We start from the raw sequence: 17,460 nt of genomic DNA, 5'->3' as shown, positions 1-17,460 counted from the left end.
TGGATTTAAGATGCCACTTCGGTGTTAAAAACATACCGATACAGTGCCTTCAACTCAGCGACGGCCTTCGGATCCGGCCGGCCCATCTCGTTCGCGGCCAGCCCCATGAGGTGCGCTTGAGCGATGGCCTTGCGGTTGCCGACACGGACTGGGGCAGGGGTGAGGATGTCAGCGTGCTCGGCGAACGCCGCTTCCGCCTCCGCGTTGTCGCCGCCGATGGGGTCGGCCCGATTGACCAGAGCCAAGGCCCGCAGACCCTCGTTCACCGATTTGATCTCGGTGATCATCTCGACCGCCGCGTCGATGGTCCACAGGTCGGGCCCACGGGGTGCGAAGGGCAGGAGGATCGCGTCGGCGATCGTGAGCGCCGACCGTTGGGTGGTCGTGTCCCGGGCGCCGGCATCGATCACGATCACCTCGTACTTCGGCTTGAGCCGGCGCAGCTCGTCACGCACCCCCTTGCCCACCAGCGCCACGGTGGTCACCCGGTCGGTGCTCACGCTTTCGCGCTCCCCCCGGGCGGCGGCCCAGGTCATCGTGGTCTCCTGGCTGTCGCCATCCACCAGCAGGACGTCACGGCCGCTCTGGGCGACCAGGACGGCGAGATTGGACGCGAGCGTGCTCTTGCCCACGCCGCCTTTGATGCCGCCAACCACGAGTATCATTACGGTATCCAATCGGCATGTTTTCGGTATGTCATACGCACCTAGATTACACCGCTGCGATACCGATGTTCAACGCGGTAAATGACGTGCGCCGCATCCCCAACATCGTCATCGGCGTCGGATGGGCCGCCACCAGGGAGCGCATGGTCCCGGCCCACATCTCCCGGATCAATCGGCACAGTCTTCACCGGTGAACACGCTGGAACCGAGCGTGATGAAATCCAAAGTGTTCCCCGGGGAACACTTTGGTCCCCACGGTTGGACCCCATGACACCCAAGTTTTTGGGGGTCAGGAGCAAATGATCCCCAGTCCTTCATGTCCGTTGATTTCTCCGGAAACTATAATGCCCGTTGGTTTTTGGCATGCGGCGGGTTCCGATGGCGATCGAACGGGAAGCGCATTTACAGATCCTCATCGACGGATCGAAGGCGGAGGCGTCCGCCAAGCGGCTCAAGGACGCGTTGGAGGGCGTGCGCGCCAAGGCCGAGCAGGTTCATAAGGTCATGAACGCTGTCGGTGGACAGCGGATAGACCTCAAGGTCTCCACAGATCAGCTTTCCCAAGCGAACCGGTCCATCCAAGCCCTTCAGCGCCAGATGGAGCGGACCAAGCCGATCGACCTGACATCCAGGGGCGGCGACACCCTCGCGCGCATGCGCGCCGATCTGGGCGGCATCCAGCGCCAGATCGGGATGATCAACGCCACCAGGATCTCCCCTCGGCAGGATCCCATCCGCCCCGTCACCCCACAGGTCTCGCCACGGCCGATCATGCCCACGCCGAGCGTGAGCCCCATCAACCCCGTCATCCCGAGCGTCACCCCACGCGCGCCGGATCTGAGTGGTGTCACACGCGCCGTCGGCGGCTTGAGCGACGGCTTCAAGAGGCTCGAGAGCGCTGTCCTGAGTGTCCAAGGCGTCCTAGCCGGACTCGGCGCCGGTCTGGTGGTCCGGGACATCGCCCAGACCGGCATGGCCTTCGAGAGCCTGGAGAAGGGCCTCGAGGTCGCCACCGACAGCGCCATCCAGGGCAGGGCGGAGTTCGCCCGCCTCAAGGCCGAGACCGACCGGTTGGGCCTGTCCACCCTGGACGCCGGCAAGGACTACGTGAACTTCCTCGCCAGCGTCACCGGCTCCAGCGTCAACGTCGAGAGCGCCAAGAACACCTTCTTCGGCGTGGCCCAGGCCATGGCCCTGCTGGGCAAGTCGCCGGCCGACGCCTCGCGCGCCTTCACCGCGCTTTCCCAGATGGCCTCCAAGGGGAAGATCACCGCCGAGGAGTTGACCGGCCAGCTCGCCGAGCAGCTTCCCGGAGCCTTCGCCCTGACCGCCAAGGCCCTGGGCATGAGCACGGCCGAGCTCTCCAAGGCGATGGAGAAGGGCCAAGTCGCCATCCAGGACTTCTTCAACGCGTTCGACGGCGCCGTCCGCGCCAAGTTCCCCGTGGACCGTATGGCGAGCGCTTCCGCCGAGTTCCGGCGCTTCAACAACGCCATGGACGAGGCCAAGCGCATCATCGCCGATGGCGGTTTCCTCAAGGGGGCGGCCGACGGTGCCCAGGAGTTGGCCCGCTGGCTCAACAGCGTGGAGGGCCGCAAGCTCGCCACGGAACTTGGCGGCGCGCTCAAGTCCGCCGTCGACAGCCTCATCGAAGGATTTCGGTTCCTCAGCCAGCACACGGAGGGCGTCAAGACCGCCATCCAGGCGCTGATCGCCGTCAAGATCGGCAGTTGGATCCTGGGCATCGTGTCGGCGGTTGGCGGCCTGATCGGTTCGTTCGGCCGCCTGGGCTCCGTGCTTGTCGGACATCCGCTCCTCGCCATCCCGGCCATCCTCGGAACCGCCGTCACCGCCCTGGTCATCCTGAACGGTAAGGTCCAGGACGGCACCGCCGCATGGGCCGAGCACGCGGACAAGATGCGGTCCATCCAGGGCCTGCACGACCAACTCCGCGGCGCGCAAGGCCAAGAGCGAGAGGCTATCCAGGCCAAGATCAAAGCGGTCCAGGAGGAGGCCCGCGAGACGGTCAAGGCGATCCAGGAACAGATCGACAAGCGGAAGGAGCTGATCGCTTGGGAGAACAAGCTCAATCCCGGCTCCGGCACGATGGGACCGCTGACCAACCAGGATGAACAGTACGGCGTCGCGCCCGGCCAGGATCTCGACGCGCGCCTGAAATCCGCCCAGGAGCGGGAGACGGCTGCGGGCAACGTCCTCGCCGGGAAAAGCCCCGAGGGCGTCCGCACCAGGGGCCGGCCGACGGCGGGGACGGGCAGGGGGGCCGCCACCGTCCAGCCGGAGAAGGCGAAGCCGACCACCCCCGCCACCGGGGAGAACGTCGCGAAGCGGTTCGCCGAACAGCGCGACGAGATCAAGGCGCGGATCTCGGCCGAGGGCGAACTCTCGTCCGCGTATGACATGGGGACGGACGCGGTCGAGCAGCAAACCCGCGCCATGGAGATCCTGAACCGGGTCCAGGGCCTCAATCCGAAATACACCAAAGCGCAGGTCGCGGAGTTGGAGAACCTGATCGGCGCCCTCTACGACGCCCAGCAGGCGATGCGTTTCCAGGAGGCGGCCGCTGGCATGGTCGAGTCCATCGACCAGACCAACCGCCTCACGGACGCCACCATGCGGATGGCGGATTCGGTCAAACAGGATGGCACCGCTCTGTGGGAGAAACAGGCCGCTATCGAGGCGCGGAACGCCGCCATCCAGCTTGGCATCAGCCACGACAAGGCACGGGTCGATTCCCTCACCGAACTCTTCAGGGCCCAGAAGCAGGCCAATGAGGACAAGGGAAGCGCGGAGGCCATCAACCAGATCAACCAAGGGATCGCCGCCACCGAGCTGATGACGGACGCCCTCAAGTTGGAGGGCGCGGAGCGAACCGCGGCCATGGCCCGGATCCAGGAGGAATCCCGCCTCCTAGCGGAGAACGCCGACCTCACGACGGAACTCTCGCGTCGCCGCATCGACGCGGCGGCGACCAAGGCGCTGGCGGAGAACGACAACAGATCCCAGGAGGATATCGAGGATCTGCGCGCTCAGATCAATGCCGCCTCCCAGTACCAGTCGGCTTTGGGTCTCACGGGTGAGGCCCTGATCCGCAAGAACGCCGAGATCGAGAAGACCATCCAGCTCGAGCGCGACGGCATATCCGCCACGAACGACTATGGCCAGCAGCAAATCCGCCTCGCGGGCCAGTTGGCCGTGGCGACGGACCGCCTTCAGCGCCAGCAAGACGCGCTGATGGACCTCGCCAACTCCGGCATGACGTTCAACGAGCAGATGCGCGCGATCTCCTACGGCGGTCTCCTGAGCATGGAGGACGCGCTGGTTGGCATCATCGACGGCACCAAGGGGGTGAAGGAGGCATTCGCCGACATGGCCCGCAGCGTGGCGGCCGACCTGGCGCGCATGGCCATCCGGCAGGCCATCACCATCCCGCTCGCCGGCCTGATCGGCGGCGCCTTCGGTGGCGCGGCGGGAATTGGAACCGCCAGCGCCGCGAATATCGGTGCCGGAGTGGGGCAGGCGGGGTCGATCGCGCTGGCCGGCGTCCATCACGCCGGCGGCATCGCGGGCAGGGACGCCGCGCCATTCAGGCAACTGCCGATGACGACGTTCATGGCACCGTCCATTCCCCGCTATCACACCGGTGGCATCGCTGGAGCCGAGGTGCCCGCGATCCTCAAGCGCGGGGAGGGGGTGTTCACCGAGGGGCAGATGAAGGCGCTGTCCCCGGCTGGCGGCTCCGGCCCGGCCATCACGAACACCGTCTCGGTCAACATGCCACAGGGCGCCTCACAGGAGGACGGTGCCCGCTTCGGCAAAGCCATCACCCGCCAGCTCGAGGGCATGGTCCAGGAGCAGCTTCGTCGCGCCGCGCGCCCGGGCGGCATGTACAACCCCAATGGAATGAGGTGAATTATGACCTCTCCCAATAAAACGGACAACGCCGTCCAGCGCGGTCGGCCGCCGTTGGAGATCGACTGGGGACTTGCCGAGAAGCTGGCGCAGATCGCATGCACCGACGAGGAGATCGCCGCCATCGTCGGCGTGTCGCTGGAAACTTTCAAGCGCCGCAAGCGGGATCCGGAGTTCGCGGAGATGCTGGCCGGCGCCAGGGCCAAGGGGAAGGGGAGTCTCCGGCGGATGCAGTGGCAGGCGGCGAGCGCCGGCAGCATCCCCATGATGATCTTCCTCGGCAAGAACCTGCTGGGCCAGCGTGACCGGTTCGACGAGGAGACCAAGGAGAACGCCGCCGAGAAGGCCAAGGAGATCGCCGCCGCGCTCAAGGCCATGGTCGCCACCGAGGCGGATGAATGATCGGGCGGGAGGGCAGGGTCTATGGCCCCGGTGGCGAGGTGGCGGAGGGGCTGACGCCGCGCTGGTATCCGCTCATCCCGCATCCGGAACACCTGCGGCTGATCAACTCGCCGGCGCGGTTCAAGGTGGTGCCGGCTGGGCGTCGCAGCGGCAAAACGGAGCGGGCCAAGCGCGCGCTCATCATCCAGGCGCTACGGGAGTCGGCGGAGGGAAAGTACTTGGACTACCGGTACTTTGCGGCCGCGCCGACCCGGGATCAGGCGCGTCAGATATTTTGGTCCGATCTGAAGGCGATGATCCCAAAACGGCTGCTGGGCGGCCGCATCCGCGAGTCGGATCTGACCATCCCCCTCATTACCGGCGCGGAGATCTGCGTCGTCGGTCTGGACCGAGCAGAGCGCATTGAGGGGCGCAGTTGGAACGGCGGGATCATCGACGAGATTGCCAACACCAAGCCGGGGATCTGGAAGGCGAACATCCGCCCGGCGCTGGCGGATAGGGCGGGGTGGGCATGGTTGATCGGAGTCCCTGAGGGGAGGGGCGAGTACTACGACCTGTACCAGTACGCGATCAGCGGCGAGGATGAGGAGTGGGATGGATTCACATGGCTGAGCGCCGATATCCTACCGGCGAGAGAGATCGAGTCCGCCCGGCGCACGATGAGCGCCGAGATGTTCGAACAGGAATACGAGGCGTCGTTCATCGTGTTCGGTGGAAGGGCCTACCATCCGTTCGACCGGCGCATCCACTGCGCTCCCCTGAGGCACAATCCCGTGGCGCCACTCATCATCACCATGGATTTCAACGCCGAACCGGGGACTGCCACGATCCTCCAGGAGATGCCGCTTCCGAACGCACGGGGCGAGATCCTCCCCACGGCGTCCAGCGGGACCGGGGTGATCGGAGAGGTCCACATCCCCCGTCACAGCACGACGCCAGCGGTGTGCCGGCGCATCGTCGCGGATTGGTCGGAGCGGCATGCCGGGCCTGTCCACGTTTATGGCGACGCCACGGGTGGCGCGCAGGGAAGCGCGAGGGTTCAGGGATCGGACTGGGACCTGGTGAAGGCCGAGCTTCGGCCCGTGTTCAAGGACAGGCTCTCGATCCGCGTGCCGCAATCCAACCCCCGGGAGCGGGTTCGGGTAAACGCCGTGAACTCGCGGCTCCTATCGGCGGCCGGGGACGTCCGGCTCATGGTCGACCCTGTGAAGGCGCCCAACGTCGCGCGGGATTTCGAGGGCGTCCGGGTCTTGGAAGGTGGCACGGGCGAGATCGACAAGAAGGCGGACCCCGGCTTGAGCCACTTGACGGATGGCATCGGCTACTACATCGCGCGGGAATTCCCGGTGATCCGGCCGGTCGTAGGAGTTGGCGATCTGGCGTGGAGGACCTGATCCAGATCGACCACGTAACGCCTGTAACGCTTGTAACGGCACTTCTCTGTTAATCGCTATACGCGCGGGCGCATGTACGCGCGCGTAAGGGCATTATGCAAAAACACGCGTTACCTGCGTTACGGGCGTTACATCCAGGTGGGAGGCGGCATTCGTCGATTTTTCGGTCGTGGGATAGCCTCTGGTGCGGAGGGCTCCATGGGGGGCGAACATCCATTGGACCGGCATGGGGGAGCATCCTGCGGCCGGTCAAGGCACAGTGGTTCAGCCACGGGTGGGCGCGGGGGTGGTCCTTTGATTGGGGAGGTGCGTGGTGATGGGTGTTACTTCACTGCTTCTTGCAATTCTTCAAGGCGATTTTGAAGTGCTGGGCGAGCTACGTCATAATTCTCCACCGCTTGTATCATTGTAACCGTATTAAAAGCGGAGGACATTGAAATATAAACTAATACCATAGCGCAAATAAAGAACAAACCGGTAGAGAATAAAGCAAAAAAGTATACCATTTTGTCATACTTAACGCCTTGGTTCTTTTTCTTTAACTCTGTATATATGACGTATAAAAAGCAAATAATCCCAACAAATAGCATTACAACAATAAATGCAAGTGCACTTAAAGAGAAAAGTTTTTTGAACAAGTAACTTAAGTAAGATGTTTGAGAACCATGAATTAAATCAAGTGTTTCGATTTGATTTGTTACACTGCTTATTTTGTTTTTCTGAAAACTTTTTGAAAATGATGCCAGCCAAGCTATAATTGGGTCATTAGTCGCACTTTGGAAAAGACCAAATAGATAACTTCCCAATAAACCTCCAATCGCTAAAATTACTTTTATCACCGGATGTTTTTTTCGCGTCGGTTGGTCAACCATGCTACCTCTCACTTGTGATCATCGTTTCTAAGCAGTATGGCATACCTTAACCGCACTTTCTTTTATTCATCTCGGTGATCTGCCGTCTCAGCTCGTCCATGAACATGCTGATGTACCGGGCTACGGTGCAGATCACCATCAGCCCCGGGTTATGTCCGCATTGATGACTTCGACGTCATGGACCTATAACAGCATCCGCTGCAGCGTCGGTAATGGGTCCAGTGGTCAGGACAGGGGGTGTATCCCCTCTTCAAATAGCCCGCCGTCCGTGAAATTTTTACGAACCAGGGGTTTTTCCGTTGGCCCGGATGCTGCGCCGCGTCATGGTGGCGGCGGATGCGGATCGTCATTTGTGCGCGCTACCCAGCGATCCGCGTCGCGCCGCATTTCGGCACCTGGAACCCCGTCGCCACCCCTTGGCGATGGGGTTTTTCATGTTTGCGAGTTTGTTTCCCGCGCCTCCAATCGTTGCCCGTCACTTCGGCTTGTGCAGTTCCTGATCAAGGACGTGGCCCTCCTCGGCGTCAGCCTCCTCGTGTTCGCCGAGGGCTTCGCCCGCCTGATGCGGCGTTGAACCACCCCGACATCCCAGGCGCGTCCGCTGCCGGCCAGCGGACCCGAGGTGGCCACAGCTCCGCCGGAACGACGTATTCCCGATGAGAGCGGTAAGGATGTGCCCCAAGGCCCGTTGGTGCGCGTGTCGGCTTCCCTCCGACATCCGAGCCTGTCTATCGCATCTTGGAAGGATGCCCGCTCCAGCCCATGGGAGCGGGCATTCTCATCAGCCCCTTGGCCTGAAACCATTTCTAAATTCGTAATGTTTTCTTAGCTTTTCTGACTTATTCTTCGCGTGCTCCCCTTCGCGAACAAGGTCGAAAAAGTGTGCGCCGCCATCCCTGAAGAACCTGACGCCGAACTGCGTCGGGCCGTTTGCCTTTCCCACGACATTTCAGACGCGTTCAACCTGCCTCTTTACGATGCTTGGTTCGCCGCTCGCGCCATGGCGGTGGAGATGCGTCCCGACTTGGACGAGACGGAGATTGGCAGACGCGTGGCGATGATCATCGCGTGGAAGGAAGCCCAGGACGATATCGCCTTGTCGTGGAAGGCCATCGCCGCCTGAACACCACGTTTTGCTGGTCGCCCATGTCAGTGGTCGTGCTCAACGGCCTCCGCGATCCGCATTCCGGTCATCCGCTCGAGGTCGTCGGCGATGCTCTCCCAAAGCCCGTCGTTGCCACTCATGAAACGGTGATCCGTCCGCCGCCACAAGTCCAACTTCGCGGCGACGCCGGCGGTGGTGTGTGCCTCGGTGTAGATGATCTCGTTCATCAATCGGCACTGACTTTCCGCGACATCGTCATGGTCGGTCTCACTATGCCACGCGGGAGTGTGACAATATCGATCCTGCCACTCCCCGACACCAGGACCAGATTTCGGGCACTCTCCGATGGTCGCGATGGTGTCGTTCCGGACCTGGATGTGACGATCCCACAGGCCGGTGATCACCGGGTCCAGCGCCACGTGCTGGCGGCACAGATCGATCAGTCGGGTGTCATCCGGAGCGGCGGCGACACACGGGGCGGAGATGGCCACCGCGGCGGCCGGTGCCATTGCGACGAACGATCTACGAGATACCATGGACATGTCCCACTCCCTCGGCCATTGTGTGCGGTTGAATGCAGATTGCGCCATCAACACAAGTGCGGTCAACATCTATCTGCACACATTGAGTGAGGATAAGTTCCAATGGTGGACGGTAAGAGGATCGAAGCCCGCACGGCGGCGATCTCGGTCAGGGTGCGGCCGGCGGTGAAGAGCGCGCTCGAACAGGTTGCCAAGGCTGACGACAGGACCATGGCGCAATACGTGGAGCGCCTGATCATCGGCCATCTCCGGGAGCGGGGAGTGCTCGGCGACGTCGAGGAGGGGGATTGAGGAGGGCTCCATCCCGCCGGCGTGCCCGGTCCGGTGTCGCTCGTTCCGCCGATTCCGGGCCGTTGGCGAACGCATGGAAACGGGGCTGTACGATCCCGTCAGGGGTCGCTTGGTCTGAAACGGAATACCGCCTAAACAATTCAGTACGACCCAGGTGACATCGGGTTACTTTGGGAAACTGCTGGTGAAACGGAGCCGTACGACTTGGAAACGTTTGACCGTCAGCGATGGCGCCTTCAATGACCACCATCACCACCCTTGAAGGTGTATTCCCACCGAGCAGCGTGATGTTGGATCGTGGAGATTATTGAAGTTTGCGTGCTGGAGCATGAGGTTCAGCCACTGAGTCAACTTCGAACGACGCACATGAGGCAACTGCCCGCCCCCATTTCAGGGAGCGGGCATTTTTCATTGCCGGAACCCGCTCATGGGACCGTCATATCCTGGAATAGGATAATTTCAGTTCTCACGGAAAACTTTCGGTATGTTGATCGTTTTCTTGGCGAACATCCGGGGATGTTGGTCGCCACCTTAAGCAAGACTCCAAGGGAAAAGTCCACCTCTGGCAGAAGGTGGGCCTTTCCGCTTGAGCACATCATCCTTGGCTTCACGACAGTATCCTATGGAGCACGATGATCAGGGCGGTGAGGACCCATATCACGGCCACGCCCGTTAGGATGTTGCGGATAAAGCCTTGAAAATCCTTATTCATTTTGCTTCAACAAAGTGAAAAAGGGCAGTGTTACAGTACTACGTCGCCATGCGTAATATCGACGGTGACTTACCCTGGTGGCTGAGCATGAACGATCCTACCCTAAGATGTCCTCATCCGTTATGCGCAGCCGCATGGGCCGTCCCGCCCGACCTTCCCGGATGGCGATCCGCTGGATCCTCGCGACGCGTCGCAACGTCCGCGCCGCCTGGGCGTAGTTTCTCCCGGCGTACAGCCAAGACACCTTGGCGAACATGATCAACCCATCCAGGTGGGTGGTCAGGAAGAGTTCGGGTTCCATCCCAATCCAACACCTGGGGCGGCCAAGGGTCCGGAGTGTCCAGAGGGTGATGCTGGAAAGCGTTATCCGAGGAGATCCTCGTGGATGATCCTCAAATCCACGTCGTATCCCACCCGACGCGCCACGGCCGCCACCCCATGCATCCGCCCGACGAGTCGGAACACGCGCGCCGCATTGGCGTATTCGCCAGATGGTGAGTGCCACGAGACCTCTGCCAGCAGGATCACGCCGTTCAACTGGTCGGCCAGTGATGGATGTTCCTGTGCCATCCCCGGAGCATAGTCCCAACGCGGGAACATCCGCGAACGGAAATTGATCTGGATCAACCGGGGCACTTGGACGAAGGCGACCGTCGCGCCGCAGCCCGGGTGACGATCTCGACCGTCCGCTCCCAGGTGACGCGTTCCGCTGGCGAGGCCCGCAGGACGAGACTCAACAATCGCTCCAGGCGGGCGCGTTCATCGGGCGCCGCTTGCCGGGCCAGTTCGGCCAGGCATTTCAAACGCGACCTCGACGCCTCGGATGGGGCCACCGTCTCAGTCCGGATCGGTTGGAACAGCCGTCGATCGACCGCGCGCCACATGATCTCCTCCAACGAGGGTGAGTCCGGTCATCACCAACGGCGACAAACCCGACTGGAGAAACATACTGTCCGTGGTGCGGTGAGGCATGAAGCGAGATTTGGTACGTATCCAATCAATCAGTCGGAGCCTCCCGCCGCGGAAAGCCCGTCAAGCGATGCCGTGATCGCTGGGGATACGCGACTCCGTCCGCTCGACCAGGTCACTGACCTGATACGGCCCGCCGACGAGATACAGGTCGCGATCAACTTTCCGGGCTGGTGATCCCCGGGTCCCGGCCGAGTGGTGCGATCTGCCTCCGCGCCGCGGCCTCGTCCATCGCCAATCGTCGTCTCGCCGCTTCCCGTCGCCGTTCGGCTTGGAGGATCAGCTCGCGCGCCCGCGTGACGCGCCCGATCGCGTCCTCCAGGTGGCGCCGTTCCCCAGGCGTCGCCGTGTGGAGTTCACCCACCAAACGCTCCAGATGGATGTCCAAGGCGGTGAGCAGGGTCATGGTCGCTCTCCTCCCTCGATCAAGGCGTCAACCCACTTGCCGTCCGGGATCATGGTTGGCCACGGCGGGCGCGGTGACAAGGACTTGATCGTCCGATCGGGAAACGGATGCCACACGGTTCCTCAGGGTGTCCGCACGACAATTCATCGTCGATGATGTTTCCATGAATTCCATGGCATGTTCCGGGCGGTGATGTCGCCCGAAGCTTGGGGGAATTGGATGAGGGTGCTTGTTGTCGAGGACGAGTGGATCGTCGGCCTGGATCTCCAGGGCATCCTGGAGGAGGCGGGACACACGGTCGTCGGCGTGGCGCCGACCATCGCGGAGGCGATGGACCTGGTCGCGGGGGATCTTCCCGACCTCGCCTTGGTGAACATCAATCTCGGGGATGGCAGGGGCTCCGGCATTGATCTGACGCGCGACCTGCTGGACCGCCACGGCGTACCGACCCTGTTCGTCTCCGGTCAGGTGCGCGAGGCGCGGGAGAACAGGGGCTCGTCCCTGGGTTGCATCACGAAGCCTTGACGGAGTGGAACCATACTTGAGAGCGTCGAGGTCGCGCGGCGGCTCATCAATGGACAGGATACGGACCCGGTCCCGCCGGAGTTGGAGCTGTTCAAGGGGAACGGAGGAGACCCGCGCTAGGTACGGAGCCGAGGTGCCCGCGTACTCCCTTTGGTCCCGAACCGCCCGCTGATGGGAACGGGCCGACCCGGGCGCGGAATGACGTTCCGCCGGCGCCCGGGGAACCGAAAACCAATCGCGTGGTTTCCAGGCGATGAGTGAAGATCAGCCACCCTCTCCGATCCAGTCCTACCACGCCACGCTCCACCGGGAGATCCTGGTGGACTACAGCCGCATGGTCTCGGAAAGCTCCGACTTGGCGCACCTTCTCCAGCTCACGGCCAGCCAAGCCGCCCGTGGCACCGGCATCCGCCACACCAAGATCATGCGCCATCGACCCGACAGGGGGGACATGCTGATCGTGGCGGGCGTCGGCTGGAACCCCGGCGTGGTCGACCACGTCACGATCGGCACGGATGTCGGATCGCCGGCCGGACGCGCCCTCCAGTCGCGACGGCCCGTGATCGTCGAGGACCTCCCCGGCGATCCGGAGTTCCGATATCCACCGGTGCTGCGCGACCACGGCATTGTATCGGCCCTCAACGTGCCAATCAGTTTGGACGGGGTTCTCTGGGGGGTGCTGGAGGTGGATAGCGACGTTCCCCGGCACTTCGGTCGGGCGGACGTCGATTTCCTGCTGACAATGGCCAACATACTGGGATCATCCATCCATCATCGGCGTGTGGTCGAAGCGGCCACGATCGCCGCGGCGGACGCGGCCTTGGTTCGCTCCCGGCTCCAGACCCTGTTCCGAGAGTTGCTGCACCGGGACAAGAACGACTTCCAGCTCATCGTCTCGATCCTACTCATGCAGAAGCGCGGGCACCAGGATCCGGACGCGAGGCGCGGCTTCGACCACGTGATCGACCGGGTCTCGGCGATCAGCTTGGCGCACGACCAACTTTCGATCCAGGAAGGCACCGGCAACATCGACCTCGCGCGATATCTCGGCGCCCTGTGCGGTGGCCTCGACCAGCGGCGGGAGGGTGTCGCCGTCCATGCCGATCTGGAGCCGGGTGAACTAACCCATGACCGGGCGGTGTCGCTCGGGCTGATCGTCAACGAGCTGGTGACCAACGCCCTCAAGCACGCGTTCCCGGACGACCGGACCGGCGTGGTGCGCGTCACGTTCCGGGCGGATCCGAATGGCGAGGGGCGCGTCGGCGTCGCGGACGATGGCGTCGGCATGGGACCGCCACGTTCCGGCGGCTCGGGCATCGAGCTGGTCGTGACACTCGCCCGGCAGATCGGCGGGACCGTTACCCAGGACGACTCCGACTGGGGAACGAGCGTCACCATCCGGTTCCCACTCGTGATCTGAGGGCGGAGATTTCCAGCCGAGACACTGGGCTGCACACTGGTCTTTCGCGACATGACGGTCTTTGGTCATGTCAGCAGCCCTCCATAGATGAAGGCGAGACCGGAGACGCCGGCACCGATGGTGAAGCCGAACCACACGCCATTATGAAACGCCTGGTCCCGCTGTCGGCGCGGATCCCACACGAGATGCTCCTGGCAGAAACGTTGGATCTCGCTGGCGCTTGGATGCCTTTGATGTCGGATCGTCGTCACCAATCATGCCTCCGCTGGAAGTTTCCAACCCTGCCAGCGTCGATCACGGTTCGCCGGACGGGCGTGAAACGGGACATCGGTGTGATGGTTTCAAGCGCCGCCTTCGGCCGCCGACACGTGAGTGTCGGCCAAGCGAAAGGCGATTGGATTTTTGGTGTCAACGCGGATTTCATCGACTGGGATGGAGCTAACCGGGAGGGACCCAGGGCAATCCATCATGATTTCGTACATGGTTCGCCCCTTGATCCACGCTCCATCCGTAACCGCCTGGTGTGCCCAAGTCACGTCCATCCGTAACGGGATCGTTACCCAATCATGCGCGATTCGTACGTCTTGTTATCCGGTTCGTCGATGATCGGGAAGTTAACCGACCGTTCCAGACCAAGCGATCCCTGACGGGGTCGTATCAAGCCATGATTGAGACATTAAAACGCGCCAGCACGCCATCATTGGCACTTGGCTCATCCATGTCCGTCAGCGTTGGGCGTCGGCCCGTCCACGCCGGTTGTCCCATACGTCCGACGCTGGATCATCGATCGGCATGCTCCGCAGGACGCTGTCACAGACCACATCCGCGCTGTCCTCGAAGCCGGCCCATTGTTCGCGGGGGATTGGCTGTCCCAGCATGAGCATGCGTCCGACGAAGTATCGCGCGGCCGGTTGCATCGTCACCGGCACGTTCCCATTACCCGAACCACTTTCCACGACATCCCATTCCTTACCCAGCGAACCCGGTCCACTACCGACGATCAGGCGGAAATCGCCTGAAGATGGCGTGTCGGAGCGGCGGCGGTCTCGGCGGCGAAGCCGTTGTTCATGGCCCAGATGGCGGCCTGGGTTCGGTTGTTGACGTCGAGCTTGCGCAGCAGGGTCTTCAGGTGGACCTTGATGGTCGCCTCGGTGATGCCGAGCCGGTTGGCGATCAGCTTGTTGCTGGCGCCGCCGACCAGCGACTGGAGGATTTCCTTTTCCCGAGTGGTCAAGCCCCGGACCGAGTTCAGCGGCGACGGTTGGTTGTTCATGTCCATCAGCATCGAGGCGAGGTTGGTCGGGAACACCTTCTCGCCCAGCATGATCAACTGGAGCGACTGGACCAGGGCCTCGGGCGAGATGTCCTTCATGAGGAAGCCGGCGACGCCGGCGCCCATGGCCTCGCGCAGCGCGTCCACCGATAGGTCACTGGCCAGCACCACGATGTGGGCGTCGGGATAGGCGTCCCGGAGCCGACCCGCGTCACCCGGTTCCTTGTCGGACTGGCCGATGATCACGAGCGTCGACGGGACCGCGCCATCCACCGCCTGATCCATCGTGCCGAACTCGGCCCCGATCGCGAACTCCGTGGAGGCCAGGAGATGCTTCAGGCCATCCCGGAACAGCCGGTTGGCTTCGATCAGGACGGTGCGGGTCGAGGTCATGGCGGGTTCTCCAAAAGCGTTGTTGATCGTACGAAGGCGTGTTCCGGGGCGGTGCGCCCTGGCGCGTTCGACGTCGCGTTGGAGGGATGGTGCACGAGAAATCGCAGGCAATAAAGATAAAATTAATACTTTATAAAGAATAAAACAGCTTATGCGTTTCGCTTGGCCGGCGTATGCCATTCCGCGTGGACGAGGATCATGCCAACCATCAAGCGAGCACGTCGGAGTGCGACAGACGACGATCCACCGGAGCGTGCGGGAAGGAGTGGCGGCCCGCGATCGGACCCCTGTTAACCATCTTTATGGGATTTTTCGGATACACCAAATCAGATTTGTCCGAAACTTGATGGAACCGAACCATGCTGGGCGCATTCAAGAGAAACGACGCGTTGAAGGTCAGGATGGCGGCGCTCGATGCGCTCCGGACCAACGTCATGATCGCCGATCCGGACCTGACGATCGTCCACATGAACCCGTCGGTGATCGGCCTCATGCGCGAGGCCGAGGCCGATCTCCAGAAGGAGCTGCCCCGGTTCAGCGTCGCCACCCTGATCGGCAGCAACATCGACGTCTTCCACAAGAACCCGGCGCACCAGCGCGGGATGCTGGCCAAGCTGGACAAGCAGCACAACGCCACCATCCGGGTCGGCGCGCGCGTGTTCGACCTGCTGGTGACGCCCCTGTTCGACGCCGGCCGCCGCATCGGCTTCGCCGTCGAGTGGTCCGACGCCAGGGAGCGCCTGCTCAACCTGGACTACGCCGCCCAGTTCACGGCGATCGGGAGGTCGCAGGCGGTCATCGAGTTCACCGTCGACGGCGTCATCCTGAACGCCAACGACAACTTCCTGAGAGCCATGGGCTACACGCTCGACGAGGTCAGGGGCAGGCACCACGGCATGTTCGTCGAGGCGGGCTACAGGAACAGCCGCGAATACACCGAGTTCTGGGAGCGCCTGAGGCGCGGGGAATACCAGGCGGCGCAGTTCAAGCGCCTGGGCAAGAACGGCGCCTCGGTCTGGATCGAGGGATCCTACAACCCGATCTTCGACCACGACGGGAAGATCAGCAAGATCGTCAAGTTCGCCACCAACGTCACGGACCAGGTCACGCTCCTGACCGACCTCAAGACCCTGATCGACGAAAACTTCGGCGAGGTCGACGAGGCCATCGGGCGGTCCAACTCGGAGGCGCGCTCGGCGGCCACGGCGGCGGACGAGACGTCGGGCAACGTGCAAATGGTCGCCGCCAGCGCCGAGGAGCTGGCGGCCTCGATCGGCGAGATCTCCCAGAGCATGGCCAAATCGCGCTCGGCCTCCGACAGGGCCTTCGATCAGGCCGCCGCGGCGGGGGAGAGCACCGGCAGGCTGACCGCCGCCGCGCAGGCGATGAACGGCGTCGTCGGCCTGATCCAGGACATCGCGGGACAGATCAACCTGCTGGCGCTCAACGCCACCATCGAGGCCGCGCGCGCCGGCGACGCCGGCAAGGGCTTCGCCGTGGTGGCGTCGGAGGTCAAGAACCTCGCCAACCAGGCGGCCAGGGCGACCGAGCAGATCTCCCAGGAGATCGAGGGGATCCAAGCGACCTCGGGCGAGGTGGTCGACGCGCTCGACGCCATCCGGACCGCCATCGGGACGGTCCGCGAGTACGTCACCATCACCGCGTCGGCGGTCGAGGAGCAGAGCTCCGTCACCCGGAGCATGTCGGCCAACATGCAGGGCGCCTCGGCCTCCGTGTCGACCGTCTCGTCCAGCGTCGGGGAGATCTCCGGCGCCATCGAGCAGGCGGCGCGGGCGGTGACGAAGACGAAGGAGGCCGCGCAGGTGCTCGTCCGATGACGCCGGGGGCCGGCACCGCGGGGTTGGACGGCCAGGCGCACAGGGACCCGGTGACGGCGGACGCGTCGCTCGCCGGTCCCGCTCTCCCATGCCTTGGCATCCCACGGGCCGTGGCCCTGTTCGGCGAGGACGTCGATGGGGTGGGGGCCTACAACCACGAGGTCGGCGACTTGGTGGCCATCGTGTGCGGTCTGCTCGGTTTCGACGCTTGGGAGACCGGACGCTGGCGGCGGGCGGCCGCCCTCCACGACCTCGGCAAGCTCTGGATCCCGGTGGGGATCCTGCTCAAGCGCGGTCCCTTGGATCAGGACGAGGTGTCGATCATGCGGGATCACGTGGTTCTCGGCCACGCGCGCCTGAGACACCATGACCGCTTGGCCGCGGAGATGGCCCTGCACCACCACGAGAACCATGACGGCACCGGATACCCGTTCGGCCTAGCCGGTGAAGACATTCCGGTGAGCGCCCGGGTGGTGCGGCTGTGCGACGTCTACGACGCGCTGCGCGCCGCCCGGCCCTACAAGAGGGCGATGTCCCACGAGGAGGCCACGCGGATCATCCTGTTCGGTGACGACCGGATCCAGCCTGGGATGTTCGATCCCGAACTGCTCCACCTGTTCGCGCTCCACCACCAGCGGTTCGCAGCCTACTTCGACCGCTGACGACAACGGTGAAGGATTCATTCGGTGCCAGCCTCCGGCATCTCAGTTCCGTTCACCTATC

Annotated in this window: 19 protein-coding genes; 9 read left to right on the top strand and 10 right to left on the bottom strand. The window is 63.2% G+C overall.

Annotated features, from left to right (window positions below; genetic code table 11):
• Positions 1–5 precede the first annotated feature (5 nt).
• Positions 6–665 (bottom strand): AAA family ATPase, encoded by a 660-nt coding sequence (locus N825_RS32075; RefSeq protein ID WP_037460765.1) that lies wholly within the window; start codon positions 663–665, stop codon positions 6–8.
• Between the two features lie 363 nt (positions 666–1,028).
• Between N825_RS32075 and N825_RS32070 the strand changes: the two genes are divergently transcribed.
• The 3 genes from N825_RS32070 to N825_RS32060 are packed head-to-tail and all read left to right on the top strand — an operon-like array spanning position 1,029 to position 6,391.
• Positions 1,029–4,595 (top strand): tape measure protein, encoded by a 3,567-nt coding sequence (locus N825_RS32070; RefSeq protein ID WP_037460763.1) that lies wholly within the window; start codon positions 1,029–1,031, stop codon positions 4,593–4,595.
• A gap of 3 nt (positions 4,596–4,598) precedes the next feature.
• Positions 4,599–4,997 (top strand): hypothetical protein, encoded by a 399-nt coding sequence (locus N825_RS32065; RefSeq protein WP_051513805.1) that lies wholly within the window; start codon positions 4,599–4,601, stop codon positions 4,995–4,997.
• Positions 4,994–6,391 carry a hypothetical protein gene (locus tag N825_RS32060; RefSeq protein ID WP_037460761.1) on the top strand — a complete coding sequence of 466 codons (1,398 nt, stop codon included), beginning with the start codon at positions 4,994–4,996 and terminating at the stop codon, positions 6,389–6,391. The genes N825_RS32065 and N825_RS32060 overlap by 4 nt, the downstream gene beginning before the upstream one ends.
• Positions 6,392–6,714: 323 nt before the next feature.
• On the opposite strand, the gene N825_RS39345 is transcribed toward N825_RS32060, so the two are convergent.
• Positions 6,715–7,263, bottom strand: a complete 549-nt coding sequence (locus N825_RS39345) for a hypothetical protein (RefSeq protein WP_157619676.1) — start codon at positions 7,261–7,263, stop codon at positions 6,715–6,717.
• Between the two features lie 880 nt (positions 7,264–8,143).
• Between N825_RS39345 and N825_RS32055 the strand changes: the two genes are divergently transcribed.
• Positions 8,144–8,386 (top strand): hypothetical protein, encoded by a 243-nt coding sequence (locus tag N825_RS32055; RefSeq protein WP_157619675.1) that lies wholly within the window; start codon positions 8,144–8,146, stop codon positions 8,384–8,386.
• Positions 8,387–8,412: 26 nt separating this feature from the next.
• On the opposite strand, the gene N825_RS32050 is transcribed toward N825_RS32055, so the two are convergent.
• A complete protein-coding gene (locus N825_RS32050; protein WP_157619674.1) occupies positions 8,413–8,904 on the bottom strand; it encodes a hypothetical protein in 492 nt (163 codons plus the stop codon).
• A 108-nt stretch (positions 8,905–9,012) separates the two neighbouring features.
• Here N825_RS32050 and N825_RS32045 point away from each other — a divergent pair, with 108 nt between their 5' ends.
• Positions 9,013–9,201, top strand: coding sequence for a hypothetical protein (locus tag N825_RS32045; RefSeq protein ID WP_037460754.1), 189 nt, complete (start codon positions 9,013–9,015; stop codon positions 9,199–9,201).
• An 809-nt stretch (positions 9,202–10,010) separates the two neighbouring features.
• On the opposite strand, the gene N825_RS32040 is transcribed toward N825_RS32045, so the two are convergent.
• The 4 genes from N825_RS32040 to N825_RS32025 form a co-directional block, all read right to left on the bottom strand.
• Positions 10,011–10,214, bottom strand: coding sequence for a hypothetical protein (locus tag N825_RS32040; RefSeq protein WP_037460752.1), 204 nt, complete (start codon positions 10,212–10,214; stop codon positions 10,011–10,013).
• A gap of 62 nt (positions 10,215–10,276) precedes the next feature.
• The gene (locus N825_RS32035; protein WP_037460750.1) at positions 10,277–10,540 is read right to left on the bottom strand and encodes a hypothetical protein; all 264 of its coding nucleotides are present in this window, start codon (positions 10,538–10,540) and stop codon (positions 10,277–10,279) included.
• A complete protein-coding gene (locus N825_RS32030; RefSeq protein WP_157619673.1) occupies positions 10,537–10,797 on the bottom strand; it encodes a hypothetical protein in 261 nt (86 codons plus the stop codon). The genes N825_RS32035 and N825_RS32030 overlap by 4 nt, the downstream gene beginning before the upstream one ends.
• A gap of 242 nt (positions 10,798–11,039) precedes the next feature.
• The gene (locus N825_RS32025; RefSeq protein WP_037460745.1) at positions 11,040–11,288 is read right to left on the bottom strand and encodes a hypothetical protein; all 249 of its coding nucleotides are present in this window, start codon (positions 11,286–11,288) and stop codon (positions 11,040–11,042) included.
• Positions 11,289–11,507: 219 nt separating this feature from the next.
• Here N825_RS32025 and N825_RS32020 point away from each other — a divergent pair, with 219 nt between their 5' ends.
• Both N825_RS32020 and N825_RS32015 read left to right on the top strand, forming a co-directional pair.
• Positions 11,508–11,813 (top strand): response regulator, encoded by a 306-nt coding sequence (locus tag N825_RS32020; RefSeq protein ID WP_198038996.1) that lies wholly within the window; start codon positions 11,508–11,510, stop codon positions 11,811–11,813.
• A 253-nt stretch (positions 11,814–12,066) separates the two neighbouring features.
• Positions 12,067–13,233: a sensor histidine kinase gene (locus N825_RS32015; protein ID WP_051513803.1), complete on the top strand. Its 1,167-nt coding sequence runs from the start codon at positions 12,067–12,069 to the stop codon at positions 13,231–13,233.
• 65 nt (positions 13,234–13,298) lie between these two features.
• On the opposite strand, the gene N825_RS32010 is transcribed toward N825_RS32015, so the two are convergent.
• The 3 genes from N825_RS32010 to N825_RS31995 form a co-directional block, all read right to left on the bottom strand.
• Entirely contained in the window at positions 13,299–13,487 is a 189-nt protein-coding gene (locus N825_RS32010; protein WP_037460743.1) for a hypothetical protein, read from the bottom strand.
• A 471-nt stretch (positions 13,488–13,958) separates the two neighbouring features.
• Positions 13,959–14,156, bottom strand: coding sequence for a hypothetical protein (locus N825_RS32000; RefSeq protein ID WP_157619672.1), 198 nt, complete (start codon positions 14,154–14,156; stop codon positions 13,959–13,961).
• Between the two features lie 77 nt (positions 14,157–14,233).
• Positions 14,234–14,899 (bottom strand): LuxR C-terminal-related transcriptional regulator, encoded by a 666-nt coding sequence (locus tag N825_RS31995; RefSeq protein ID WP_037460738.1) that lies wholly within the window; start codon positions 14,897–14,899, stop codon positions 14,234–14,236.
• Positions 14,900–15,258: 359 nt separating this feature from the next.
• Between N825_RS31995 and N825_RS31990 the strand changes: the two genes are divergently transcribed.
• The gene (locus N825_RS31990; protein WP_037460736.1) at positions 15,259–16,737 is read left to right on the top strand and encodes a methyl-accepting chemotaxis protein; all 1,479 of its coding nucleotides are present in this window, start codon (positions 15,259–15,261) and stop codon (positions 16,735–16,737) included.
• Positions 16,734–17,399, top strand: coding sequence for an HD-GYP domain-containing protein (locus N825_RS31985; RefSeq protein WP_157619671.1), 666 nt, complete (start codon positions 16,734–16,736; stop codon positions 17,397–17,399). The genes N825_RS31990 and N825_RS31985 overlap by 4 nt, the downstream gene beginning before the upstream one ends.
• Positions 17,400–17,460 lie beyond the last annotated feature (61 nt).

The sequence above is a fragment of the Skermanella stibiiresistens SB22 genome (assembly GCF_000576635.1).
In the GTDB taxonomy this organism is placed as follows: Bacteria; Pseudomonadota; Alphaproteobacteria; order Azospirillales; family Azospirillaceae; genus Skermanella; species Skermanella stibiiresistens.
This window is presented reverse-complemented; position numbering and strand designations above follow the sequence as displayed.

Coding starts and splice junctions, on each gene's coding strand:
- N825_RS32075 (WP_037460765.1), bottom strand. CDS start 665: ATGATACTCGTGGTTGGCGGCATCAAAGGCGGCGTGGGCAAGAGCACG.
- N825_RS32070 (WP_037460763.1), top strand. CDS start 1,029: ATGCGGCGGGTTCCGATGGCGATCGAACGGGAAGCGCATTTACAGATC.
- N825_RS32065 (WP_051513805.1), top strand. CDS start 4,599: ATGACCTCTCCCAATAAAACGGACAACGCCGTCCAGCGCGGTCGGCCG.
- N825_RS32060 (WP_037460761.1), top strand. CDS start 4,994: ATGATCGGGCGGGAGGGCAGGGTCTATGGCCCCGGTGGCGAGGTGGCG.
- N825_RS39345 (WP_157619676.1), bottom strand. CDS start 7,263: ATGGTTGACCAACCGACGCGAAAAAAACATCCGGTGATAAAAGTAATT.
- N825_RS32050 (WP_157619674.1), bottom strand. CDS start 8,904: ATGGTATCTCGTAGATCGTTCGTCGCAATGGCACCGGCCGCCGCGGTG.
- N825_RS32045 (WP_037460754.1), top strand. CDS start 9,013: ATGGTGGACGGTAAGAGGATCGAAGCCCGCACGGCGGCGATCTCGGTC.
- N825_RS32040 (WP_037460752.1), bottom strand. CDS start 10,214: ATGGAACCCGAACTCTTCCTGACCACCCACCTGGATGGGTTGATCATG.
- N825_RS32030 (WP_157619673.1), bottom strand. CDS start 10,797: ATGTGGCGCGCGGTCGATCGACGGCTGTTCCAACCGATCCGGACTGAG.
- N825_RS32025 (WP_037460745.1), bottom strand. CDS start 11,288: ATGACCCTGCTCACCGCCTTGGACATCCATCTGGAGCGTTTGGTGGGT.
- N825_RS32020 (WP_198038996.1), top strand. CDS start 11,508: ATGAGGGTGCTTGTTGTCGAGGACGAGTGGATCGTCGGCCTGGATCTC.
- N825_RS32015 (WP_051513803.1), top strand. CDS start 12,067: ATGAGTGAAGATCAGCCACCCTCTCCGATCCAGTCCTACCACGCCACG.
- N825_RS31995 (WP_037460738.1), bottom strand. CDS start 14,899: ATGACCTCGACCCGCACCGTCCTGATCGAAGCCAACCGGCTGTTCCGG.
- N825_RS31990 (WP_037460736.1), top strand. CDS start 15,259: ATGCTGGGCGCATTCAAGAGAAACGACGCGTTGAAGGTCAGGATGGCG.
- N825_RS31985 (WP_157619671.1), top strand. CDS start 16,734: ATGACGCCGGGGGCCGGCACCGCGGGGTTGGACGGCCAGGCGCACAGG.